Raw genomic sequence first — 24,256 nt, 5'->3', positions numbered from 1 at the left:
ACATGGCACGAACCTCTCCAGACACGGTTCCCTATCGCCCGAAAGCGGGGGAGATCCCCACCCAGCCCGGGGTGTACCGGTTCCGAGATGCAACCGGGCGGGTGCTCTACGTCGGCAAGGCGCAGAATCTACGCGCTCGACTGAGCAACTATTTCGCACCGCTGCGCAGTCTGCACGAGCGCACCCGTCGCATGGTCACCACGGCCGCCTCGGTCGAGTGGACCGTCGTGGGCAGCGATGTCGAGGCCCTGCAGCTCGAGTACACGTGGATCAAGGAGTTCGACCCGCCGTTCAACGTCAAGTTCCGCGACGACAAGACCTATCCGTTCATGGCCATCACGCTCGCCGACGAGGCTCCGCGTGTCATCGTCACCCGCAACACCCGCATCCCGGGCGCCCGATACTTCGGCCCGTACCCCAAGATCTGGGCGGTTCGCGAGACGATCGAGCTCATGGTCAAGGCCTTTCCGATTCGCACCTGCTCCGACTCGAGCTACAAGAAGGCCATGCAGACCGGGCGACCGTGTTTTCCCGGTCAGATCGGTCGCTGCGGAGGACCCTGCTCCCACAAGGTGACGGTCGAGGAGCACAGGGCCATCGTCGATGACTTCGTGGCATTCATGGCCGGGGGAGACAACCGGTTCGTCACGGACGTGACCCGCAAGATGAAAGAGGCAGCCACCCAGCAGCGCTACGAGGCGGCCGCGACCTACCGCGACCAGCTCCAGGCGCTCGAGGCCGTTCTCGAGAAAAGCGCCGTCGTGCTCAGCGACAACCTCGACACCGATCTGTTCGGCGTCGAGCACGACGAGCTCGCGGCGGCCGTGCAGCAGTTCATCGTCCGAGGCGGCCGCATCCGCGGTGTGCGCGCCTGGGTCGTCGACAAAGAGCTCGATCTCACCACGGCGGAGCTCGTCGACTCCATCCTGCAGGCCGCATACGACGGCACGACCGTGCCACCGCGCGAGATCATCGTGCCCGAGTTGCCCGAAGACAAGGCCGAACTCGAGACCTGGCTCGGAACGCGCCGAGACAAGGGCAAGGTCAGCCTGCGCACCGCCCAGCGAGGCGAGAAGGCGGCGTTGATGCAGACGGCCAGGGTCAACGCCATGAACGCGCTTCAACTCTACAAAACCAGACGCAGCGCCGACTTCGTCGCTCGAAGTCAGGCCATGACCGACATTCAAGACGCACTCGGCATGCCGGATGCTCCGCTGCGAATGGAGTGCTTCGACGTCTCGCACCTGGGCGGCACGAACATCGTCGCATCCATGGTGGTCTTCGAAGACGGGCTTCCCCGAAAAGACCAGTACCGCCGCTTCACGATCGCCGAGTCCACAGACGACACCGATTCCATCCACCAGGTCGTCACTCGCCGCCTCGCGTATCTGCGCGAGGGAACCGAGCGCAGTGAGTCAGACTCCGCCTCCAAGAAGTTCTCGTACCCGCCGAACCTCCTCGTAGTCGATGGAGGCCAGCCGCAGGTGCAGGCCGCCGCTCGTGCCCTCCGCGAGTCCGGCGTCGAGGGCATCTTCCTCTGCGGTCTCGCCAAGCGACTCGAAGAGATCTGGCTGCCCGACAGCGACTTCCCCGTCATCCTGCCGCGCGGCAGCGAGGCGCTCTTCATGCTGCAGCGCCTTCGCGATGAGGCTCACCGTTTCGCGATCATCCATCAGCGCACGAGGCGCAAGCGCGACATCGCCTCGGTTCTCGGCGAGATACCGGGCCTCGGCCCGAGCAGGGTCAAGCGGCTTCTCACGCACTTCGGCTCGGTGTCGCAACTGCGTCAGGCGAAACCGGATGCGATCGCCGCCGTTCGCGGCGTCGGTCCCGGGCTGGCGCAGACGGTCTTCGCGCACCTTCACCCAGACTCTGCGGCTCCGGTCGACGAGCCCCGCCGGTAGGCTAGACGTTCACCCGACTGCTGAAGAAGAAGAAGGCGACCCCATGACTGACGATCCACTTCCGCAAGAAGTGCTGATAGTCACAGGGATGTCGGGGGCCGGCCGCTCGACGGTCGCGAATGCCCTCGAAGACCTGGGCTGGTACGTCGTCGACAACCTGCCGCCGCAGATGCTCCGGCCTCTGGTCGATCTCGCCGAGAAGGCCGGATCGACGCTTCCGCGAATAGCCGCCGTCGTCGACGTGCGTGGACGCGATTTCTTCGGCGATCTGCAGGAGATCATCCACTCGCTCCGCGATGGAAGCCAACTCCGCGTGCTGTTCCTCGAGGCGACCGATTCGGCCCTCGTCAGGCGATTCGAGCAGGTGCGACGTCCGCATCCCCTGCAAGGCGATGGCACGCTGCTCGACGGCATCGAGCGCGAAAGAGTGCGACTGCACCCCATCCGCGAGTCCAGCGACATGGTGATCGACACCTCCGACCTCAACATCCATCAGCTGGCCACACGCATCGCCGAAGGCTTCTCGACCACGGATACCCCCGGCGTCCAGGTCACGCTGATGAGCTTCGGGTTCAAGTACGGCACCCCGACCGACGTCGACTCCATCGCCGATGCCCGCTTCCTGCCGAACCCGTTCTGGATCCCCGAACTGCGTGCCCACACGGGGCTCGACCCCGAGGTCAGCGACTACGTGCTCGCGCAGGAGGGGGCACCGGAGTTCCTCGAGTCCTACGCAGAATCCCTCAAGCCCGTTCTCGCCGGCTATCAGCGCGAGAACAAACGACACGCCACCATGGCCATCGGGTGCACGGGCGGAAAACACCGCTCCGTGGCCCTCACTCGAGCGCTCGCCACTCGGCTCGCGTCCTACCCGGGCGTCGTCGTCAACGTCAAGCATCGCGACCTCGGTCGCGAATAACACCGGCCGCCGCCTCGGGACGCCACAAGCATCCCGCGCGACATCGGCCGCACGAACGAATGGATAGAGATTGGCTCTCACTGCCGATGTCAAAGAAGAACTGACCCGCGTCGTCGCCAAGAAGACGACGCTGAGGGCCGCCGAGCTGGCGACGATTCTGCGTTTCTCCGGTGGCCTCCATCTGATCTCGAACCGCATCGCGATCGAGTCGGAGCTCGACACCCCAGACCTGGTGAAGCGCGTGCGCCGCGACCTCGCAGAGCTCTACGGAATACGCGGCGAGGTCTCTCACGTCTCGGCATCGGGCAGCAAGCGCACGGGCACGTATCTCGTGCGGGTCATCGACGGCGGCGAGACGCTCGCCAGGCAGACCGGGTTGCTGGATGCACGTCGTCGGCCGATCCGCGGCCTCCCGAATCGACTCACGACAGGCTCGCAGGAGGAACTCTCCGCCGTCTGGCGGGGCGCGTTCCTGGCGAACGGCACTCTCACCGATCCGGGCAGATCAGCCGCTCTCGAGATCACCTGCCCCGGCAACGAATCGGCCATGGCCCTGGTCGGAGCCGCGGCACGGCTCCACGTGCAGGCGAAGGCGCGAGAGGTCAGGGGAGTGCACCGTGTCGTCATCCGCGACGGCGAGGCGATCGCCCGCATGCTCTCTCTGATGGGCGCAGCCGATGCGGTCTCCCGGTGGGAAGACCTGCGGCAGCGCCGCGAGGTGCGTGCGACGGCGAACAGGCTCGTCAACTTCGACGACGCCAACCTTCGGCGCTCGGCGCAAGCGGCCGTGGCGGCATGCTCCCGGGTGGAGCGCGCGCTCGAGATCCTCGGGCCGGATGTTCCGCCCCACCTCAAGTACGCCGGGGATCTGCGTCTGAACTTCCGAGACTCGAGTCTCGACGAGCTGGGGCACCACGCCGATCCGCCCATGACGAAGGATGCGATCGCTGGGCGCATCCGGCGTCTGCTCGCGATGGCCGACAAGCAGGCGAGCGATCTCGGCATTCCCGGTACCGACGCGAACCTCCCGCCCGATCTCGACGACTGACAGATTCATCCGTCAGATACCGAGACGACAGGAAGTTTTCAGGGCCCTGTCCGTTGACCTCAGTAGACTGATCAGGTCACTCACAGCCGTCCGGATTCTCCGAACGGCGCCTTATTCGAGGAGATATCAATGGCTGAATACACCCTTCCAGAGCTCGCGTACGACTACTCGGCGCTCGAGCCCAGCATCAGCGCCACCATCATGGAGCTGCACCACTCCAAGCACCACCAGGCTTATGTGACCGGCGCGAACACCGCGCTCGCTCAGCTTGCCGAAGCCCGTGACTCCGAGAACCTCGGCGCGGTCAACAAGCTCGAGAAAGACCTCGCCTTCAACCTCGGCGGCCACGTCAACCACTCGATCTTCTGGACGAACATGTCTCCCAACGGGGGAGACAAGCCCGTCGGCGAGCTCGCCGCGGCCATCGATGACTTCTTCGGCTCGTTCGACAAGTTCCAGGCGCACTTCACCGCCACCGCCCTGGGCGTCCAGGGATCGGGATGGTCGGTGCTCGCCTGGGACAGCATCGGTCAGCGCCTGATCATCCAGCAGTTCTTCGACCAGCAGTCGAACTTCGCTGCCGGAACCGTGCCCCTTCTGATGCTCGACGTCTGGGAGCACGCGTACTACATCGACTACAAGAACGTACGCGCCGATTACGTCAAGGCGTTCTGGAACATCGTCGACTGGCAGAACGTCGCCACGCGCTTCGAGACGGCCCGCGAAAAGACCTCGGGCCTCCTGCTACTGTCGTAGCGACGACGGCGTGCCGGGCCTCACGGCCCGGCGCGCCCTCAGTTTCACCCACCCAGCCCCGCGGGGCCACACGATTCATGGAGAACTTCACGTGTCTGTAAAGATCGGTATCAACGGCTTCGGTCGTATCGGGCGTAACTACTTCCGCGCAGCCCTGGCCAAGGGCAGCGAGCTCGAGATCGTCGCGGTCAATGACCTCACCGACAACAAGGCCCTCGCGCACCTCCTCAAGTACGACACCATCACGGGTCGTCTCGATGCAACGGTGGAACTCGACGGCGACAACATCATCGTCAACGGCAAGCCGATCCTCGTGCTCGCCGAGCGCGACCCCGCCGACCTGCCCTGGGGCGAACTGGGAGTCGACATCGTCATCGAGTCGACCGGTCGTTTCACGAAGTCCGAAGACGCCCGCAAGCACATCGCCGCCGGCGCGAAGAAGGTCATCGTCTCCGCCCCCGCAACGGGCTCAGACGTGGCGACGCTGGTTCTCGGAGTCAACGAGGGTACGTACGACCCCGCCATCCACGACATCATCTCCAACGCATCGTGCACCACGAACTGCCTGGCCCCGCTGGCCAAGGTCTTCATGGACAACTTCGGCATCGAGCGCGGCCTGATGACCACGGTTCACGCGTACACCGCCGATCAGAACCTGCAGGACGGCCCGCACAGCGACCTGCGTCGCGCCCGCGCCGCAGCCGCGAACATCATCCCGACCTCGACCGGTGCTGCCAAGGCCCTCGGTCTCGTCATCCCCGAGCTGGTCGGCAAGCTCGACGGCTACGCCCTCCGCGTTCCGGTCATCACCGGCTCGATCACCGACCTCACGGTCGAGACCAGCTCCACGGTCACCGTCGAGCAGGTCAACGAGGCCTACAAGAACGCGGCCAACGGTGAACTCAAGGGAATCCTGTCGTACACCGAAGACCCCATCGTCTCGAGCGACATCCAGGGCGACCCGCACTCGTCGATCTTCGATGCCGGCCTGACCAAGGTCATCGGCAACCAGGTGAAGATCGCTTCGTGGTACGACAACGAGTGGGGTTACTCCAACCGTCTCGTCGACATCACCGAGTACGTCGCCGACCGCCTGTAATACGAGGAATCCACTGTGACTCTGCGCACTCTGGATTCGCTCGGCTCCCTCACGGGAAAACGCGTCCTCGTTCGGTGTGACCTCAATGTTCCGTTGAAAAACGGGGTCATCACCGACGACGGGCGCGTTCGAGCGTCTCTGGCAACCATCAACGCCCTGGTCGATCAGGGCGCCCGGGTAATCCTCCTCAGCCACCTCGGTCGGCCTGACGGTGCACCCGATCCCCAGTACAGCCTCGAGCCGGTCGCTCAGCGCCTCTCGGAGCTTCTCGGCACATCCGTCGCTTTCGCCGCCGACACTGTCGGAGCGAGTGCTCGCAAGGCTGTGGATTCGCTCGCCGACGGCGACGTCGTTCTGCTCGAGAACCTGCGATTCAACCCCGCCGAGACCAGCAAGAACGAAGACGAGAGAGCATCGTTCGCTGAGCAGCTCGCCGAGTTCGGCGATGCCTTCGTCTCCGATGGTTTCGGCGTGGTCCACCGCAAGCAGGCGAGCGTCTACGAACTCGCGTCCGCACTTCCCAGCGCGGCGGGCCTGCTCATCGCAGCTGAGCTCGAGGTCCTCGAGAAGCTCACCGAGAACCCGACTCGGCCCTACACCGTCGTGCTCGGTGGCTCGAAGGTCTCCGACAAGCTCGGCGTCATCGGTCACCTGCTCCCCAAGGTCGACACTCTGCTCATCGGCGGGGGAATGCTCTTCACCTTCCTCGCAGCGCAGGGATTCCGCGTCGGCGGCAGCCTGCTCGAAAGCGATCAGATCGAGACGGTGAAGGGCTACATGGCCGAGGCGAAGGAGCGCGGTATCCGTATCGTTCTCCCGACCGACGTCGTCGTCGCATCGAAGTTCGGCGCCGACGCGGAGCACACCGTCACGAGTGCGGAGTCGATCGAAGAGACGCCGTTCGGTCAATCCGGGTTGGGGCTCGATATCGGTCCTGAGACGGGGGCGGAATTCGCGCGCATCATCGCCGAATCCAAGACCGTCTTCTGGAACGGGCCCATGGGTGTCTTCGAGCTCGCTCCGTTCGCGGAGGGCACGAGAGCAGTCGCTGAAGCTCTGACCCGCGTCGACGGCCTGGGTGTCGTCGGTGGCGGCGATTCGGCGGCCGCCGTGCGAGCCCTCGGTTTCCGCGACGATCAGTTCGGCCATATTTCAACTGGTGGCGGTGCAAGTCTCGAGTTCCTCGAGGGCAAGCGCCTGCCCGGACTGGAGGTCCTCGGATGGTAACCAACAGAACACCGCTCATCGCGGGAAACTGGAAGATGAACCTCGATCATCTGCAGGCGATCGCTTTTGTGCAGAAGCTCGCCTGGAGCCTGAAAGATGCCGGACACAACTTCGCCGACGTCGAGGCAGCCATCTTCCCGCCGTTCACCGACCTGCGGAGCGTTCAGACTCTCGTCTCGGCCGACAAGCTCGAGCTCGCGTACGGCGCGCAAGACGTGTCTCAGCACGCGAGTGGCGCGTTTACCGGAGAGATCTCCGGTGCGTTCCTCAGGCAGCTCGACTGTCGCTACGTGATCATCGGACACTCCGAGCGTCGGACTCTCCATACAGAGACCGACGAGATCGTCGCAGCGAAGACGGCCGCAGCGATCACGAACGGTATCGTTCCGATCATCTGCGTCGGCGAGACGGCTGACGACCTCGAGAAGCACGGGCCGTCCGCGGTTCCGGTCGCGCAGCTCACTGCGGCGTTGTCCTCCCTGAAGTCGGCGTCCGACATCGTGGTCGCCTACGAGCCCGTCTGGGCCATCGGGTCGGGTCAGGCGGCGACGCCGGAGCAGGCTGAGGCCGTCTGCGCCGCGCTGCGGGGTGTCATCGAGTCCACGCTCGGCTCAGACGTCGCAGCCAAGACCCGGATCCTCTACGGCGGATCGGTCAAATCGACGAACATCGGCGGATTCATGAAGCAGCCGAACGTCGACGGAGCCCTCGTGGGCGGCGCGAGCCTCGACATCCCCGAGTTCGCGAGCATCATCCGTTACCAGAAGCACGCGTTCTAAGCACGCTCTGAGAGGCCGGTCCGTGAGGGCCGGCCTTTCGCATGCCGCTGCACGTCATGGTGCGTCGCACCGGCAACGTACAGCTATAATTGACGTTGGTCTGGCTTCACACCGGTCGACCATCATCCTCGAGAGGTAATTCGTGCAGATCCTTCAGGTCGTTCTACAGGTGCTGCTCGGTATCACGAGCCTCCTTCTGACCCTCCTCATCCTCCTTCACCGCGGACGCGGTGGAGGCCTGTCCGATATGTTCGGCGGAGGCGTCACCTCCAATCTGGGTGCATCCGGTGTCGCGGAGCGCAACCTCAACCGCATCACCGTCATACTCGGCCTTGTCTGGGTCACGTGCATCGTGGTCCTCGGGCTCATCACCAAATTCGATTCCGGAATCTAGGAGAACCTCGTGGCTTCAGGCGGCAGTGCAATTCGTGGGTCCCGGGTGGGCGCAGGCCCGATGGGCGAGCAGGATCGGGGCTTCCACGCCGATCGCATCAAGGTGTCCTACTGGGATGCCTTGGGCAATGAGACAGTCAAGTACTTCGCGGCGACGCTGCCCGAAGAAGAGATTCCCGAGACCATCGACTGCCCGTCGTCTGGTCTTCCGGCCGGTCGTGACAAAGAGAATCCGCCGTCCGTCGTCAAGCTCGAGCCCTACAAGACTCACCTCGCGTACGTCAAAGAGCGTCGTACCGAAGAAGAAGCCGCACAGCTTCTCGAGGACGCGCTGATGCAGCTCCGCGCAAGGCGCGGCACGACGACCGCCTGATCCTCGCTCAGACGACATAGACAACGACGAAGCCCCCTGGCACTGCCAGGGGGCTTCGTCGTTGTCGAACGTTGATCAGTAGTACGTCGGAGTGATCAAGTACTCCGGCACCTCGGATGCGGCATCCTTGTCGACGAAGAACACCGTGCGACGACGTCCTTCGGCACCGGCCACAGGTACTTCGTCAGTGCTCGCGCCGGCGAGAGCCAGTCCGAGTGCCGACGCCTTGTCCGATCCTGCCAGAACCAACCAGATGCGATCCGAGGAACGAATGACAGGCAGGGTGAGGCTGAGACGCAGCGGCGGCGGCTTGGGGGATTCCCGCACGGCGACCACTGTCGCGTTGGTCACCCGCACCGCCTCCTGGCCGGGGAAGAGCGACGCGATGTGTCCATCCGGGCCGACGCCGAGGAAGGTGATGTCGAACTTGGGATAGTCGTTGCCGTCGCCCGCTTCGAGGAGCTCGAGAGCGTAGGTCGCCGCCGCCTCGTCGATGTCGGCGATGTCGTCGCTCGACGGGAACGGATGCACCTGGGAGGCCGGAACGTCGATGTGATCGAGCAGGGCCTCGCGCGCCTGCAATTCGTTGCGCTCGGGGTCGTCGCGGGCGACGAATCGCTCGTCACCCCACCAGAAGCTCACCCGGTTCCAGTCCACGCTGTCGCGGGCCGGAGAGGCGTTGATCGCCGCGAGGACCGCCGTTCCCACGGAGCCGCCCGTCAGAACCACGTTCACGGCGTCACGATCTTCGAGCAGATCGATGATCTTGGTGATGAATCGCGCCGCCACCGACCCCGACAGAGAGGCCTTGTCGGGATGGATCAACACACGGCGTTCGTTCGTCATCGCTCAGCTCACCTCTGCCGTCGTGTTCTCAGAGTCGGTCGCCGTGCCGGAATCCGGTTCGCCGAGCTCGAGGACGCCCCGGGTCAACACCTCGCCGTACAGGTCGTCGGGGTCGAGCCGACGCAGTTCTTCTGCCAGGCAGTCCCTGAGCGACCGGCGGGGGAGAGCCAGGTCGTGCAGCGGCTGGTTGGGCTGCACCAGCGTCGCCACGTTCGGCACCGACCGTTCGAGTTCGATGACTCCGGACGAACGGGAGAGCTTCACCCCGTGGATACCGCTGGATCCGTTGGCGCGAGAGGAGATCCCGTAGTCGACGGGTACCTGGAGCTGATGACGCAACCACGCCGCCAGCAGGAGGGTCGACGGCGAATCCGACGCACCCGAGACCTCGATGGCCGTCACGGGCTCGAAGGGAGGCTGGTCGAGAACGGCCGCGAGCTGCGCACGCCAGAGAGTGAGGCGCGTCCAGGCAAAGTCCGTGTCTCCGGGGGAGTAGTTCGACGAGAGCGTGCGGAGCGTCTCGTTCGGGTTGCTGCTGTTCGAGGAATCCGTGATGCGGCGCTGTGCGATGCGGCCGAGATCGGATGTCGACGGAGACTCGGGCGCGTCGCCCGGCCACCACACGACCACGGGAGCATCGGGCAGGAGCAGACCCGTGACGAGGCCCTCCTCGTCGCTCGACGCGGCGCCGTAGGCCTTCAACAAGATGACCTCGCTCGCGCCCGCGTCACCTCCCACGCGGATCTGCGCATCCAGGCGAGCGCCGCGACCCGATTTCACGCCGTCGTCGACGTCGGTCGACACCACGATGACGCGCATGGGGTGCTCGCGAGAGGCGTCATTGGCCGCCTCGATGGCGTCCTCCTCCTGGCCGAGAGCGGTGCGGATAACGAGCGTCAGCACGCGGCCGAGAGCGACAGCGCCGCCCTCCTCGCGAATCTTGACGAGGGCCTTCGAGACCTTGCTTGTATTGGTATCGGGCAGATCGACGATCATGGTCGTCTCCAGGTTCTTCCATCGCGGGCGAGCATCTCGTCTGCGGAGTCGGGGCCCCACGTTCCGGGGCGGTACTGATCGGGCTGGCCCTGCGTCGTCCAGAACTCCTCGATCGGGTCGAGGATCTTCCAGGAGAGTTCGACCTCTTCCTGGCGTGGGAACAGCGGCGGGTCTCCGAGGAGCACATCGAGGATGAGGCGCTCGTACGCCTCTGGGCTGGCCTCGGTGAAGGCGTGGCCGTAGCCGAAGTCCATCGTGACGTCGCGCACCTGCATGCCGGCGCCGGGAACCTTCGATCCGAACCGGATCGTCACGCCCTCATCGGGCTGCACCCGGATGACCAGTGCGTTCTGACCCAGGGCCGAGGTCTGACTGTCGGCGAACAGGTACTGCGGCGCTCGCTTGAACACGACCGCGATCTCTGTGACACGTCGGCCGAGTCTCTTGCCCGCGCGCAGGTAGAACGGAACTCCCGACCAGCGACGTGTGCCGATGTCGAGCCTCATGGCCGCATAGGTCTCGGTCAGGGATTCGGGGTTCATACCGTCTTCCTCGAGGAAGCCGGTCACCTTCTCTCCGCCCTGCCAGCCGCCCGCGTACTGACCGCGTGCGGTGTGCTTGGCCAGATCCTTGGGCAAGCGGATGGCGGCGAGCACCTTCTCTTTCTCGGCGCGGAGATCCGACGCGTTGAACGAGATGGGCTCTTCCATGGCCGTAAGGGCGAGGAGCTGCAGGAGGTGGTTTTGGATGACGTCGCGGGCGGCGCCGATACCGTCGTAGTACCCGGCACGTCCACCGACTCCGATGTCTTCGGCCATGGTGATCTGCACGTGGTCGACGTAGTTGGAGTTCCAGATGGGCTCGTACAGCTGATTAGCGAAGCGGAGCGCCAGGATGTTCTGGACGGTCTCCTTGCCGAGGTAGTGGTCGATACGGAAGACCGAGTCCGGTGCGAAGACCGATTCGACAACGTCGTTCAGCTCTCGGGCCGTCTTCAGATCGCTGCCGAAGGGCTTCTCGATGACGACGCGACGCCACTGGCCCTCTTCGGGATGCGCGAGACCCGAACGACGCAGCTGCTCGGTGACGAGCGGGAACGCCTTGGGCGGCACCGAGAGGTAGAACGCATAGTTGCCCATGGTTCCTCGTTCGGCGTCGAGCGCGTCGATGGTCTCCTTGAGGTGGTCGAACGCCTCGTCGTCGCTGAACTCGCCCGAGACGAATCGGATGCCCTCGGAGAGCTGACGCCACACGTCCTCGTCGAACGGGGTGCGCGCGTACTCCTTGACCGCGTCGTGGACGACCCGCTCGAAGTCCTGGTCTTCCCAGTCGCGACGGGCGAAGCCGATGAGCGAGAACCCGGGGGGCAGCAGGCCACGATTAGCGAGATCGTAGACCGCCGGCATGAGCTTCTTGCGCGACAGGTCGCCCGTCACACCGAAGATCACGAGGCCGCTCGGGCCCGCGATTCTGTTGAGCCGCCGATCCGAGGGGATTCTGAGCGGGTTGTATTCCGGAGTGATTTCTACCGGTGGCATGAAACTCCTTGAGACCTTCTGGGTCGACAGGTTACTTCGGCGCTAGGACAGCGGCGAGAACGGGGTAGATGCGATGAGGGACGGATCGGTGAGGGACATCACAGGGCGACCGCGGCGCACGGGCGTCGAGCGGACCAGCGGGTCGACGGCGACGGGGTGAAGATGGTCGAACGGGTGGCGAGGAGGGCCGGATCGATCTTCCCGGCGGCGGTGTCGACCGCACCGGGAAGATCGATCCGGGCACTCACTTCGAGGACTCGAGCGCCGTGGTGACCGTCTCGAGGAGTTCGTTCCACGAGACGATGAACTTGTCGACACCCTCGGTCTCGAGCAGCTCGGTGACCTCGGCGTAGGAGATGCCCTGCGCCGCGATCGCGTCGAGGACCTTGTTGGCCGCCGCGTACGAGCCGGTGATGGTGTCTCCGGTGATGACGCCGTGGTCGAACGTCGCGTCGAGCGTCTTCTCGGGCATCGTGTTGACGACCTCGGGGGCCACGAGCTCGGTGACATACGTCGTGTCGGGCACGGCCGGGTCCTTGACTCCGGTGGAGGCCCACAGCGGACGCTGCTTGTTCGCTCCGGCTGCGAGAAGTCCCGCAGCGCGCTCGGTCGAGAACGCCTGCTCGTACACCTCGTACGCGAGCTGAGCGTTCGCTACGCCCGCCTTGCTCTTGAGGGCAAGAGCCTCGTCGGTACCGATCGCCACGAGGCGCTTGTCGATCTCGGTGTCGACACGCGACACGAAGAACGACGCGACGCTGTGGATCTTCGACAGGTCGATGCCGGCGGCCTTGGCGCGCTCGAGGCCCGACAGGTAGGCATTGATGACGTCGCGGTAGCGAGCGAGGCTGAAGATCAGCGTGACGTTCACGCTGATACCGGCCGCGATCGTCTCCGTGATGGCCTCGAGCCCGGCGATCGTCGCCGGGATCTTGATCAGGACGTTCTCTTTGGCGACCTTCTCGAAGAGTTCCTTCGCCTGCTGCGTGGTTCCGGCGGCGTCGTTCGCCAGTCCGGGCTCGACCTCGATCGAGACGCGGCCGTCGAAGCCGTTCGTGGCGTCGTAGATGGGGCGGAAGATGTCGCAGCCGTTGGCGACGTCCTGGGTGGTGATCTCGAAGACGGCCTCGGTGACGTTCTTACCGGCCTTGGCGAGCTCGGCGACCTGAGCCGCGTAGGACTCTCCGTTGGTGAGCGCCGCGGCGAAGATCGACGGGTTCGTGGTCACTCCCACGACGTTCTTCTCCTCGATCAGCTTCTCGAGTCCGCCGGAGGTGATGCGCTCACGCGACAGGTCGTCGAGCCAGATGCTGACGCCGGCTGCGGAGAGCTGGGCGGTGGGTGTTGTATCGGTCATGTAAGTACTCCTAGAAGATTCGTGTGGTCTACAGCGACGAGATCGAGAGCTTGGCGGCCTCGATGGCGTGCTCGGTGGTGATGCCGAACTCGCGGAACAGCGTCTGGTAGTCGGCTGATGCGCCGAAGTGCTCGATCGAGACGCTCTTGCCGTGGTCTCCCACGTAGGAACGCCAGGTCAGATCGAGGCCGGCCTCGATCGAGACGCGGGCCTTGACGGCGGCGGGAAGGACCGACTCGCGGTACTCCGCGCTCTGCTCTTCGAACCACTCGAGGCTCGGCGCCGACACGACGCGGGCGTTGATGCCCTCGTTCTTGAGCAGCTCGCGCGCCTCGACAGCGATCTGAACCTCGGAGCCGGTGGCGATGAAGATCACGTCGGGAGTGCCGTTGGGCGCCTCGGCCAGCACGTACGCACCCTTCGCGACGTTCTTCGCCGAAGCGAAGGTCTCGCCGGTGGCGTCTCCCTCACCACGCTCGAACACGGGGATGTTCTGTCGCGTGAGCGCGATTCCCGCCGGGCCGTTGCGGCGCTCGAGGATGGTCTTCCAGGCGTAGGCGACCTCGTTGGCGTCGCCGGGGCGCACGATGTCGAGGCCCGGGATCGCGCGCAGCGTCGCCAGCTGCTCGATCGGCTGGTGGGTCGGTCCGTCTTCTCCGAGTGCGACCGAGTCGTGGGTCCACACGTAGATGGCGGGCGACTTCATCAGGGCGGCGAGTCGAACGGCCGGACGCATGTAGTCGCTGAAGATCAGGAAGGTGCCGCCGAAGGGGCGCGTGTTGCCGTGGAGGACGATTCCGTTGAGGATCGCGCCCATGGCGTGCTCGCGGATGCCGAAGTGCAGCACCCGACCGTAGGGGTTACCCGTCCACTCGTGCGTCGAGTGCTCGGCGGGAATGAACGACGCGCCGGACTCGATCGTCGTGTTGTTCGACTCGGCGAGGTCGGCGGATCCGCCCCAGAACTCGGGCATGATCGGCGCGATCGCGTTGATGACCTTGCCGGATGCTGCGCGGGTCGAGACGGCCTTGCCGGCTTCGAAGACGGGCAGCGCCTCTTCGAGACCCTCGGGCACGTCACCCGAGAGAACCCGGTCGAGAAGGACCTTCTTCTCGGGGTTGGCCGCGGCCCATGCGTCGAACGCCTGGTTCCATTCGGCGTGCTCGGCCTGGCCGCGTGTGACGGCGTCGCGCGTGTGGGCGATGACCTCGTCTGAGACCTCGAAGCTCTGCTCGGGATCGAAGCCGAGGACCTCCTTGAGGCCCTTCAGCTCGTCGGCGCCCAGGGCCGAGCCGTGAATCTTGCCGGTGTTCTGCTTCTTCGGCGACGGCCATCCGATGATGGTCTTGAGGATGATGAGCGACGGCTTGCTCGTCTCGGCCTTGGCGGCCTCGATGGCGTCGAACAGGGCCTCGACGTCTTCGACGTACTCGCCGGTCTTCTTCCAGTCGACGACCTGCACGTGCCAGTGATACGCCTCGTAGCGAGCGCGGACGTCTTCGGTGAAGGCGATGTTCGTGTCGTCTTCGATCGAGATCTGGTTGCTGTCGTAGATCGCGATGAGGTTGCCGAGCTGCTGGTGTCCGGCGAGCGACGATGCCTCGCTCGTGACGCCCTCCTGCAGGTCGCCGTCTCCCGCGATGGTGTAGATGAAGTGATCGAACGGGCTCGTGCCCGCCTCGGCCTCGGGGTCGAACAGACCGCGCTCGAAGCGCGACGCGTAGGCGAAGCCGACAGCGGAGGAGAGGCCCTGTCCGAGCGGGCCGGTCGTGATCTCGACTCCGTCGGTGTGGCCGTACTCGGGGTGGCCGGGCGTGAGCGATCCCCAGGTGCGGAGCGCCTTGAGGTCGTCGAGCTCGAGGCCGTAACCGCCGAGGTAGAGCTGGATGTACTGCGTCAGCGAGCTGTGACCGACAGAGAGGATGAAGCGGTCGCGACCGATCCATTCGTTGTCACTCGGATCGCGTCGCATGACCTTCTGGAAAAGGAGGTACGCGGCGGGGGCAAGGCTGATGGCCGTTCCCGGATGCCCGTTTCCTACCTTCTCGACGGCGTCCGCCGCAAGAATTTTCGCCGTGGATACGGCCTGGTCGTCAATGGGAGTCCATTGGAATGATGCCACGAGGAATAAGCCCCTTCTTAGTTGCAGACCGGGCAGATTTGCCCGTCAGGCGCCGTGTTGCCATCGGCAGCAGGGAGAACCGCGTGAGAGACCGGCGAATGACAGCCAGTGCACGGTACGTCTTCGGCACTGTGCGACATGGCTTCTCCGCTAGAAAGACACGCAGGAAACACCGACTGCTGTGTCGCCGGTACAAGTATAGGGAATCACGCGCTCAGCGTGACTACCCCTCGACAAACTCGCGTAACGCTGCAACGACGAGGTCGTGATCGTCGATCTGGGGGAGCCCCGAGACAGTCACGACGGCCACGAGCCCGACCCCTTTCACCGACACCGGGAAGCCGCCCCCGTGTGCCGCGTAGCTCATCTCGTCGAACCAGCCCTCGTTCTCGATGCGCTTGCCCTTGATCTTCGGACGCGTGCCGAGGAGGAGCGACGGAATCCCGTAGCGCTGCACCGAACGAGCCTTGCGATCGATCCAGACGTCGTTGTCGGCCTGGGCGCCTTCCAACGCCGCGTGGAAGAGGATCTGAGCTCCGCGCCGTACGTCGATCGCGATGGGCAACGATCCCTCTGTTCCTCTGCGCACGAGGATCAGGCCCAGTCGAAGAGCGTCCGACGGTCCGAAGCCCTCCAGCTGCAGCTCGGTCATCTCGTCTTCAATACGCGCGGCAAGGGCTGCGAATTCCTCCGGGCTGGCGGGCTCACGTGCTGTCATGACAGTCACGGTATCGGCTCCGGGCGACCGGGGAGTACCGATCGCCTAGACTGGTTCGGGATCGCGCGCGCCCCGCGTGGGGCCCGGCAACAGTCTGAGGAGCAATGAACGTCGCTGTAGAAGGCCGCACAGAGAAGCGGCAGATCAGCCTGTCGGCGAAAGCCAAGGCCTATGTCGCCTTGACGAAGCCCCGGGTCATCGAGCTGCTCCTCGTGACGACCGCACCGGTGATGATCCTCGCGCAGAACGGCATTCCGAATCTCTGGCTCGTCGTCGCGACGCTGATCGGCGGTGCCTTGAGCGCCGGAAGCGCCGGAGCGTTCAACTGCTACATCGACCGCGACATCGACCGCGTCATGAAGCGCACTCAGGGGCGCCCTCTCGTCACGGGCGAGCTGACCGACCGCGAGGCCCTCGTCTTCGCGTGGGTCATCGGCGTGGCATCCATCGTCTGGCTGGCCGTCTTCGCGAATCTCCTCTCCGCGGCCCTCTCGCTCATCGCGATCCTGCTCTACGTCTTCCTCTACACGGTCTGGCTCAAGCGCCGCACCTCGCAGAACATCGTCTGGGGCGGCATCGCCGGATGCATGCCGGTGCTCATCGGATGGGCCGCCGTCACGAACTCGCTCAGCTGGACCCCCTTCATCCTCTTCGGCGTCATCTTCCTCTGGACGCCCCCGCACTACTGGCCCCTGTCGATGAAGTACCGCGACGAGTACAAGGCCGCCAATGTGCCCATGCTGGCCGTGGTGCGCGGTCGCGCCGTCGTCGGACTGCAGACGATCCTGTACGCGTGGGCCACCGTTGCCTGTTCGCTGCTCCTCATCCCGGTCGCACCGATGGGGCTCGTGTACAGCGTCGTCGCACTCGCCTCGGGCGCCTGGTTCATCTATGAGACCCACCGTCTCTACAACCGGGCCATCCACGGACACGAGGTCAAGCCGATGCGGGTCTTCCACGCATCGATCAGCTACCTGACGCTCGTCTTCCTCGCCGTGGCCATCGACCCGCTCCTTCCGTTCTAACCGGACCAGCCCGAATAGAGCGTCGGGAGCGTGTGCCGTATCCGTCTCGGCGAACGCGGGCTAGGCCGATCGGCCTGCCGAGCTGAGCTCCCACGGGTCGTCCACGGATTCGGGTGCGTCGGCCGACGACCGCAGAGATAGCACGACGGCTGTCATCGCAGCGACAAGCAGACCCGCGAGCACCATGTGGATGCCCACCAGCAGCGGGGGCAGACCGAGCCGCGCCTGTGCCAGTCCCACGACGACCTGCACGGCCTCGACGGCGAGCAGAGCGAGCGCCCAACGCCGAACGCCGAGCTTCAGCACGAACGCGCCCACGACGAGTACCAGGGTGAGGCCCAGCAACACGTACGCCGGCCAGCTGTGGAAGTGCTGCAGCAGTTCGGCGTCGAGGCCGTTGCGCGGCGTCTTCTCATCACCGGCGTGCGGGCCCGATCCTGTGGTCAGGATGCCGACGACGACCGTGATCGCGACGAACAGCGACGCGGCGTGAGCGACGATGAGGTACCACAGGGGAGCAGTGCGTCGAGCTCCGCGCGGGCCTCGATACACGCGGTAGACCAGGATCGTCGCGTTGACCACGAGCAGGATCGAGATCACGAAGTGCACACCGACGATGAACGGGTTGAGTCCGGTGAGCACCGTGATGCCGCCGATGACGGCCTGCAGGGGAATAGACAGACCCTGCAGCAGCGTCAGCACGAACAGGTCCCTGCGGTCCCGCCAGTAGCGCACCACGGCCAGGAAGACGGCGATCACGATCAGGGCCAGCACGAAGGTGAGCATGCGGTTCGCGAACTCGATGATGCCGTGGATGCCCATCTCCGGCGTCGAGACGAACGACGACTCGGTGCACCGGGGCCAGGTGGGGCATCCGAGACCCGAGCCCGTCAGTCGAACGGCACCGCCCGTGCCGATGAGCACGAGCTGGAACGCCAGCGAGAGCCAGGCCAGGACCCGCACCGGACGACTGACGGAGACGGGCAGGAATGCGATGAGTCGCTTCACGAGCGGGAGAGTTCCTTGTCAAGACTTGTCGGCTAAAAGGTCGGTGATCTACTTTCTGACAGGCATTGCCTGTAGAATCTGAAAGTTGTAGAAATCCGCGTTCGAACGCGTTTTGCGCATATCGCCCAGCGTTGGGCGGGGCTCACGCCCCCAGACCTCAGTACATTCTAAGTACGGGTGTTCTCCCCACGAGAACGTGATCAGGCAATCACTTAGGTGATCGGTGCCGAATCACATATTTATCCCGGTCTGGAATGCCTGCCGCTGACCGCGGGTTGAGATCAACGAGGAAGGGAGAAAGTCATGTCTGACGTACTAATCGACCGTCCAGAACTCGAAAACCTGGGGGTTTACGAGTTCGGTTGGTCCGACTCCGATGCGGCGGGTGCCGTCGCGAAACGCGGGGTCGACGCCGACGTCGTCGCGGGCATCTCCGCCCTCAAGAGCGAGCCCGAATGGATGTTGAAGAACCGCCTCAAGGGTCTTCAGCTCTTCGAGCGCAAGCCGATGCCCACGTGGGGAGCCGACCTCTCCGGTATCGACTTCGACAACATCAAGTACTTCGTGCGGTCGACCGAGAAGCAGGCGACCACCTGGGACGACCTGCCCGACGACATCAAGAACACGTACGAGAGGCTCGGCATCCCCGAGGCCGAGCGTCAGCGCCTGGTCTCCGGCGTGGCCGCCCAGTACGAGTCCGAGGTGGTCTATCACACCATCCGTGAAGACCTCGAGGCTCAGGGCGTCATCTTCATGGACACCGACACGGCTCTGCGCGAGCACCCGGAGTTCTTCACCGAGTACTTCGGCACGGTCATCCCCGCCGGCGACAACAAGTTCGCTGCCCTCAACACCGCCGTCTGGTCGGGTGGATCCTTCGTCTACGTGCCCAAGAACGTGCATGTCGAGATCCCGCTGCAGGCCTACTTCCGCATCAACACCGAGAACATGGGCCAGTTCGAGCGCACGCTGATCATCGCCGATGAGGGCAGCTACGTGCACTACATCGAGGGCTGCACCGCTCCGATCTACAAGTCCGACTCGCTGCACTCCGCGGTCGTGGAGATCATCGTCAAGAAGAACGCCCGCGTTCGCTACACGACGATCCAGAACTGGTCGAACAACGTCTACAACCTCGTGACCAAGCGTGCGATCGCCCACGAGGGCGCCACCATGGAGTGGATCGATGGCAACATCGGCTCCAAGGTGACCATGAAGTACCCGTCGATCTACCTCGTCGGCGAGCACGCCAAGGGTGAGACCCTGTCCGTCGCCTTCGCCGGTCCCGGCCAGCACCAGGACGCTGGCGCCAAGATGATCCACATGGCGCCGTACACGCAGTCGTCGATCGTGTCGAAGTCCATCGCTCGAGGCGGCGGCCGCGCAGGCTACCGCGGCGAGGTCCGCATGGCAGAGAACGCGCATCACTCGGCGAACACGGTGCGCTGCGACGCCCTGCTGGTCGACACCCAGTCGCGATCCGACACCTACCCGGCCATCGACATCCGTGTCGACGACGTGCAGCTCGGCCACGAGGCGACCGTCTCCCGCGTCAGCGAAGAGCAGCTCTTCTACCTGATGAGCCGTGGTCTGCCCGAAGACGAGGCCATGGCCATGATCGTGCGCGGCTTCATCGAGCCGATCGCCCGCGAACTCCCCATGGAGTACGCACTCGAACTCAACAAGCTCATCGAGATGGGCATGGAAGGCAGTGTCGGCTAGATGTCCGCAGCACCAACAGCGAACACCGGACTCATCGAGACCGATCAGCACGGCCTGAAAGCGCACTCCGACGGTGGTGACGCCTATGTGCCCGTGCAGTCACGCGCAGAGCGCTTCACCTCGACCTCGGTAGACGACTTCGAGAAGGTCACCGGTTTCGAACTCGAGTGGAAGCTCACGCCGATCGCCCGCATCGCCTCGCTCACCGAGGGCGAGCTCGACGGCTCGGCCCCCGCCACGTCGCTTCCCGAGGCTGTCGCCGGGGTCGCGGCGAGCTGGGTCGACCGATCGGATGCGCGAGTCGGCACGGCCGGCGCTCCCGAAGAGCGTGCCAGCGCCAACGCGTGGTCGTCTTTCGAGAAAGCCTTGGCCATCGACGTCTCCGGCGAAGAACTGCACGAGTACCGCGTGATCCGCTCGGAGCTCGGGCAGACACCCCGCGCCGCGCACACGGTGATCACCGCCGCGCCCTTCAGCCAGGGCCTCGTCATCCTCAGCAACTCCGGTGACGCGCAGCTCTCCGAGAACGTGGAGATCGTCGTCGGAGATCAGGCACAGCTCACCGTCGTCACCGTTCAGGAGTGGACGGACGAGAGCAACCACCTCGCCAGCCACTTCGCCCGCGTGGGGCGCGACGCGAGATTGCGGCACATCGTCATCAGCCTCGGTGGGGGAGTCGTCCGGGTCAACCCGTCGATCCACCTCGTCGAGACCGGCGCAGACGGCAGCGCATTCGGCGCCTACTTCGCCGACGCCGGCCAGCACCTCGAACAGCGCGTCTACATCGATCATGTGGCAGCCCAGACCAAGAGCCGAGTCAAGTACAAGGGCGCCTTGCAGGGTGCCACCGCGCGCTCGGTATGGGTGGGCGACGTTCTGATCGGACCGCACGCGACCGGCACCGACAGCTACGAGGAGAACCGCAACCTGGTGCTCTCCGAGGGCCCCCGCGCCGACTCCATTCCGAACCTCGAGATCGAGACCGGCGACATCCAGGGTGCGGGACACGCATCGTCGACGGGCCGTTTCGACGACGAGCAGCTGTTCTACCTCCAGTCACGAGGCATCCCCGAAGACGAGGCTCGCCGCCTCGTCGTGCGCGGCTTCCTCGCCGAGATCGTCGCCCAGATCGGCTCCGAGCAGGTGGAGTCGGAACTCTCGGCTGCTATCGAAGCCGAGCTGACGCGCGCGCAGGGAATCTGAGCCGTGGCCGCCGAACTCATCTGCAACGTATCCGACCTGACCCCGAACGAGGCGGTCCGTGTCGTCATCGACAACGTGGCCATCGCGCTCGTCATGGACTCCGCCGGAGAGTGCCACGCCATCGGCGACACGTGCACCCACGGTGACATCTCGCTCGCCGAAGGCTTCGTCGACGGCGAGACGCTGGAGTGCTGGGCCCACGGCTCCAAGTTCTCGCTCGCCTCAGGAAAGCCCCTCACCCTCCCGGCCTACGAGCCGGTTCCGGTGTACGAACTCACCATCGTGGATGGCGACGTCTACATCGACCCGACCAAAACGAAAGAGATTGTGTAGCCATGTCGAATCTTGAGATCCGCGATCTCCACGTGAGCGTGGAGACCGAGCAGGGAACCAAGCAGATCCTGAAGGGCGTCGATCTGTCGATCGGCGAAGGCGAGACCCACGCGATCATGGGTCCGAACGGCTCCGGCAAGTCCACCCTCGCCTACGCGATCGCCGGACACCCCAAGTACACCGTCGAGAGCGGCTCCGTGAAGCTCGATGGCGAAGAGGTGCTCACGATGAGCGTCGACGAGCGCGCCCGCGCGGGCCTGTTCCTCGCCATGCAGTACCCCGTCGAGATCCCCGGCGTGAGCGTGTCGAACTTCCTCCGCACCGCGAAGACCGCCATCGACGGCGCCGCTCCGCCCATCCGCGGCTGGATCAAGGACCTCGATTCCTCGATGTCGCAGCTGCGCATGGACAAGTCGTTCCGGGAGCGCAACGTCAACGAAGGCTTCTCCGGCGGCGAGAAGAAGCGCAACGAGATCCTCCAGCTCGAGCTGCTGAAGCCCAAATTCGCTGTGCTCGATGAGACCGACTCCGGTCTCGACGTCGATGCTCTGAAGATCGTGTCCGAGGGTGTCAACCGCGCCAAGGCCAACACCGGCCTCGGCATCCTCCTCATCACGCACTACAACCGCATCCTCAAGTACATCCAGCCCGACTTCGTGCACGTCTTCGTCGCGGGCAAGGTCGTCGAGCAGGGTGGGCCGGAGCTCGCCGTGCGTCTCGAGAACGAAGGCTACGACCGCTTCCTCTCGAACGTGAACGTCGGCTCGTAGTCATGGCGTCGACACTCACCCCTCAGCGCTTCGACGAGATCGAAGACAAGCTGAAAGACGTGATGGACCCGGAGCTCGGCGTCAACATCGTCGACCTCGGCCTGATCTACGATCTCGCCTGGGACGACGAGAACGATGCTCTGCTCATCAGCATGACCCTGACCAGCGCCGGATGCCCCCTCACCGATGTCATCGAGGAGGAGACCGCCCAGGCTCTCGACGGCACGGTCGAGCAGTTCCGCATCAACTGGGTGTGGATGCCGCCGTGGGGTCCTGAGAAGATCACCGACGACGGCCGCGAGATGATGCGCGCACTCGGCTTCTCCATGTAACCGTGCTTCCCACCCTGCAGCCTCCGATGATGTGAGCGACCCAGGCCCCGACCGTATCGATATCGGATCGGGGCCTTCGTCTGTGCTCCGTGATGCGGGGCATCCCGAGTTTTATACTGAAGTTCTTCCCCCAAGTACTCAGCGCGAGAGCGTACGAGAAGAAATGGATTGTGCCTGTGCTGAATGTTCAAGACCTCGAGCTACGGGTCGGCGCACGGGTACTCATGCAAGACGTGTCGTTCCGAGTCGCCGACGGCGACAAGATCGGCCTCGTCGGTCGAAACGGAGCCGGCAAGACCACGCTCACGAAGGTGCTGGCGGGCGAACAGCTGTCGAACGGCGGCAAGGTCGATCGCAACGGTGAGATCGGTTATCTCCCGCAGGACCCGCGCTCGGGAAACCCGGAAGACCTGGCGCGCACGCGCATCCTCGACGCCCGTGGGCTCGGACAGCTCGTGCTCGGCATGCAGCAGGCCACCACGGATATGGGAAGCTCAGACCCCAAGGTCAGCGCCGCAGGCATGACCAAGTACGGCAACCTGACCGACCGGTTCCTCGCCCTCGGCGGGTACGCGGCCGAGGCCGAGGCGGCGTCTATCGCCTCGAACCTCAACCTGCCCGATCGCATCCTCGATCAGCCGCTCTCCACTCTGTCCGGCGGGCAGCGTCGACGCATCGAGCTGGCCCGCATCCTGTTCTCTGACGCGCGCACCCTCATTCTCGATGAGCCGACGAACCACCTCGACGCCGACAGCGTCGTCTGGCTGCGCGAGTTCCTCAAGAACTACTCCGGCGGATTCATCGTGATCAGCCACGATATCGAGCTGGTCGGCGAGACGGTGAACCGGGTGTTCTACCTCGATGCCAACCGCCAGGTCATCGACGTCTACAACATGAACTGGAAGAACTACCTCCGCCAGCGCGCGGCCGACGAAGAGCGACGCAAGAAAGAGCGCGTCAACGTCGAGAAGAAGGCATCGGTCCTGCAGCTGCAGGCCGCGAAGTTCGGCGCGAAGGCATCCAAGGCTGCGGCGGCCCACCAGATGGTCGCGCGTGCAGAGAAGATGCTGTCGGGCCTCGAGGAGGTGCGCGCTGTCGACCGCGTGGCGAAGCTGCGTTTCCCGACACCCGCGCCGTGCGGACGAACCCCGCTCATGGCGTCCAACCTCTCGAAGAGCTACGGATCGCTCGAGATCTTCGCAGCGGTCGATCTCGCGATCGACCGCGGCTCGAAGGTCGTGATCCTGGGTCTGAACGGTGCAGGAAAGACCACGCTCCTGCGTATCCTCGGGGGCGCGGACAAGCCCGACACGGGGCAGATCGAGCCGGGCCACGGGCTGCGCATCGGCTACTACGCCCAGGAGCACGAGACCATCGACGTCAAGCGCAGCGTGCTCGAGAACATGGTGTCGTCGTCGCCGAACATCACCGAGATGGAGGCGCGGCGGGTTCTCGGATCGTTCCTCTTCACCGGCGACGACTCGCACAAGCCCGCGGGAGTCCTCTCGGGTGGAGAGAAGACTCGACTCGCTCTGGCGATGATCGTCGTCTCCGGCGCCAACGTGCTGCTGCTCGACGAGCCCACGAACAACCTCGACCCGGCGAGCCGCGAAGAGATCCTCGATGCCCTGGCGCACTACGAGGGCGCCGTCGTTCTGGTCAGCCACGACGAAGGTGCCGTCGAGGCGCTCAACCCGGAGCGCGTGCTCATCTTGCCCGACGGGGTCGAAGATCACTGGAACAAGGACTACGCCGACCTCATCTCGCTGGCCTGACGCGCGGGCGTTC

At 64.8% G+C, this 24,256-nt stretch carries 24 protein-coding genes; 16 read left to right on the top strand and 8 right to left on the bottom strand.

What is annotated here, in order from left to right:
* The first annotated feature begins 2 nt into the window (after positions 1 to 2).
* The 9 genes from uvrC (at position 3) to ASF79_RS06725 (ending at position 8,498) form a co-directional block, all read left to right on the top strand.
* On the top strand, positions 3 to 1,904 hold the full coding sequence (gene uvrC, locus ASF79_RS06765) for an excinuclease ABC subunit UvrC (protein ID WP_055781394.1): 1,902 nt from the start codon (positions 3 to 5) through the stop codon (positions 1,902 to 1,904).
* Between the two features lie 43 nt (positions 1,905 to 1,947).
* Complete coding sequence (rapZ, locus tag ASF79_RS06760; RefSeq protein ID WP_055781397.1) at positions 1,948 to 2,823, top strand: RNase adapter RapZ; 876 nt, start codon at positions 1,948 to 1,950, stop codon at positions 2,821 to 2,823.
* Between the two features lie 70 nt (positions 2,824 to 2,893).
* Positions 2,894 to 3,871, top strand: a complete 978-nt coding sequence (whiA, locus tag ASF79_RS06755) for a DNA-binding protein WhiA (protein ID WP_055781400.1) — start codon at positions 2,894 to 2,896, stop codon at positions 3,869 to 3,871.
* A 129-nt stretch (positions 3,872 to 4,000) separates the two neighbouring features.
* Positions 4,001 to 4,627, top strand: coding sequence for a superoxide dismutase (locus ASF79_RS06750; RefSeq protein ID WP_055781403.1), 627 nt, complete (start codon positions 4,001 to 4,003; stop codon positions 4,625 to 4,627).
* 91 nt (positions 4,628 to 4,718) lie between these two features.
* Entirely contained in the window at positions 4,719 to 5,726 is a 1,008-nt protein-coding gene (gene gap / locus ASF79_RS06745) for a type I glyceraldehyde-3-phosphate dehydrogenase (protein WP_055781406.1), read from the top strand.
* 15 nt (positions 5,727 to 5,741) lie between these two features.
* Positions 5,742 to 6,953 carry a phosphoglycerate kinase gene (locus ASF79_RS06740; protein WP_055781409.1) on the top strand — a complete coding sequence of 404 codons (1,212 nt, stop codon included), beginning with the start codon at positions 5,742 to 5,744 and terminating at the stop codon, positions 6,951 to 6,953.
* Entirely contained in the window at positions 6,947 to 7,732 is a 786-nt protein-coding gene (gene tpiA / locus ASF79_RS06735) for a triose-phosphate isomerase (protein ID WP_055853357.1), read from the top strand. Before ASF79_RS06740 ends, tpiA begins: the two co-directional genes overlap by 7 nt.
* Before the next feature lie 142 nt (positions 7,733 to 7,874).
* On the top strand, positions 7,875 to 8,126 hold the full coding sequence (gene secG / locus ASF79_RS06730) for a preprotein translocase subunit SecG (protein WP_044443373.1): 252 nt from the start codon (positions 7,875 to 7,877) through the stop codon (positions 8,124 to 8,126).
* Positions 8,127 to 8,135: 9 nt separating this feature from the next.
* Positions 8,136 to 8,498 (top strand): RNA polymerase-binding protein RbpA, encoded by a 363-nt coding sequence (locus ASF79_RS06725; RefSeq protein WP_055781415.1) that lies wholly within the window; start codon positions 8,136 to 8,138, stop codon positions 8,496 to 8,498.
* Between the two features lie 75 nt (positions 8,499 to 8,573).
* On the opposite strand, the gene pgl is transcribed toward ASF79_RS06725, so the two are convergent.
* The 7 genes from pgl to ASF79_RS06695 all read right to left on the bottom strand — a co-directional run bounded on the left by pgl (position 8,574) and on the right by ASF79_RS06695 (position 16,075).
* Positions 8,574 to 9,344: a 6-phosphogluconolactonase gene (gene pgl, locus ASF79_RS06720; RefSeq protein WP_055781418.1), complete on the bottom strand. Its 771-nt coding sequence runs from the start codon at positions 9,342 to 9,344 to the stop codon at positions 8,574 to 8,576.
* A 3-nt stretch (positions 9,345 to 9,347) separates the two neighbouring features.
* Positions 9,348 to 10,340: a glucose-6-phosphate dehydrogenase assembly protein OpcA gene (locus tag ASF79_RS06715; protein ID WP_055853355.1), complete on the bottom strand. Its 993-nt coding sequence runs from the start codon at positions 10,338 to 10,340 to the stop codon at positions 9,348 to 9,350.
* Positions 10,337 to 11,878: a glucose-6-phosphate dehydrogenase gene (gene zwf, locus ASF79_RS06710; RefSeq protein WP_055781423.1), complete on the bottom strand. Its 1,542-nt coding sequence runs from the start codon at positions 11,876 to 11,878 to the stop codon at positions 10,337 to 10,339. Before zwf ends, ASF79_RS06715 begins: the two co-directional genes overlap by 4 nt.
* A 98-nt stretch (positions 11,879 to 11,976) precedes the next feature.
* On the bottom strand, positions 11,977 to 12,126 hold the full coding sequence (locus ASF79_RS17300; RefSeq protein WP_156351888.1) for a hypothetical protein: 150 nt from the start codon (positions 12,124 to 12,126) through the stop codon (positions 11,977 to 11,979).
* Positions 12,123 to 13,235 (bottom strand): transaldolase, encoded by a 1,113-nt coding sequence (gene tal / locus ASF79_RS06705; RefSeq protein ID WP_055781426.1) that lies wholly within the window; start codon positions 13,233 to 13,235, stop codon positions 12,123 to 12,125. Before tal ends, ASF79_RS17300 begins: the two co-directional genes overlap by 4 nt.
* 28 nt (positions 13,236 to 13,263) lie before the next feature.
* Positions 13,264 to 15,357: a transketolase gene (gene tkt / locus ASF79_RS06700; protein ID WP_055781429.1), complete on the bottom strand. Its 2,094-nt coding sequence runs from the start codon at positions 15,355 to 15,357 to the stop codon at positions 13,264 to 13,266.
* Positions 15,358 to 15,580: 223 nt separating this feature from the next.
* Positions 15,581 to 16,075 (bottom strand): heme-degrading domain-containing protein, encoded by a 495-nt coding sequence (locus ASF79_RS06695; protein ID WP_082466286.1) that lies wholly within the window; start codon positions 16,073 to 16,075, stop codon positions 15,581 to 15,583.
* A gap of 104 nt (positions 16,076 to 16,179) precedes the next feature.
* On the opposite strand from ASF79_RS06695, the gene ASF79_RS06690 reads away from it, so the two are divergent.
* Entirely contained in the window at positions 16,180 to 17,100 is a 921-nt protein-coding gene (locus tag ASF79_RS06690; protein WP_055781436.1) for a heme o synthase, read from the top strand.
* A 60-nt stretch (positions 17,101 to 17,160) separates the two neighbouring features.
* Here ASF79_RS06690 and ASF79_RS06685 read toward each other — a convergent pair whose 3' ends face one another.
* Entirely contained in the window at positions 17,161 to 18,108 is a 948-nt protein-coding gene (locus ASF79_RS06685) for a COX15/CtaA family protein (protein WP_055853353.1), read from the bottom strand.
* A gap of 303 nt (positions 18,109 to 18,411) precedes the next feature.
* Here ASF79_RS06685 and sufB point away from each other — a divergent pair, with 303 nt between their 5' ends.
* The 6 genes from sufB to ASF79_RS06655 all read left to right on the top strand — a co-directional run bounded on the left by sufB (position 18,412) and on the right by ASF79_RS06655 (position 24,243).
* The gene (gene sufB, locus ASF79_RS06680; protein ID WP_055781442.1) at positions 18,412 to 19,830 is read left to right on the top strand and encodes a Fe-S cluster assembly protein SufB; all 1,419 of its coding nucleotides are present in this window, start codon (positions 18,412 to 18,414) and stop codon (positions 19,828 to 19,830) included.
* Positions 19,831 to 21,033, top strand: a complete 1,203-nt coding sequence (gene sufD / locus ASF79_RS06675) for a Fe-S cluster assembly protein SufD (RefSeq protein ID WP_082466288.1) — start codon at positions 19,831 to 19,833, stop codon at positions 21,031 to 21,033. It begins immediately after the preceding gene.
* 3 nt (positions 21,034 to 21,036) lie between these two features.
* Positions 21,037 to 21,366, top strand: coding sequence for a non-heme iron oxygenase ferredoxin subunit (locus tag ASF79_RS06670; RefSeq protein ID WP_055781444.1), 330 nt, complete (start codon positions 21,037 to 21,039; stop codon positions 21,364 to 21,366).
* Positions 21,367 to 21,368: 2 nt separating this feature from the next.
* Positions 21,369 to 22,136 carry a Fe-S cluster assembly ATPase SufC gene (gene sufC, locus ASF79_RS06665; RefSeq protein WP_055781447.1) on the top strand — a complete coding sequence of 256 codons (768 nt, stop codon included), beginning with the start codon at positions 21,369 to 21,371 and terminating at the stop codon, positions 22,134 to 22,136.
* Between the two features lie 2 nt (positions 22,137 to 22,138).
* The gene (locus tag ASF79_RS06660; RefSeq protein WP_055781451.1) at positions 22,139 to 22,468 is read left to right on the top strand and encodes a metal-sulfur cluster assembly factor; all 330 of its coding nucleotides are present in this window, start codon (positions 22,139 to 22,141) and stop codon (positions 22,466 to 22,468) included.
* Between the two features lie 176 nt (positions 22,469 to 22,644).
* Positions 22,645 to 24,243 (top strand): ABC-F family ATP-binding cassette domain-containing protein, encoded by a 1,599-nt coding sequence (locus tag ASF79_RS06655; RefSeq protein WP_055781454.1) that lies wholly within the window; start codon positions 22,645 to 22,647, stop codon positions 24,241 to 24,243.
* Positions 24,244 to 24,256 lie beyond the last annotated feature (13 nt).

It is taken from the genome of Agreia sp. Leaf335, assembly GCF_001423605.1.
Lineage (GTDB): Bacteria > Actinomycetota > Actinomycetes > Actinomycetales > Microbacteriaceae > Agreia.
The sequence above is the reverse complement of the archived record's forward strand: the minus strand, read 5'-3'. Positions and strand labels throughout refer to the sequence as shown.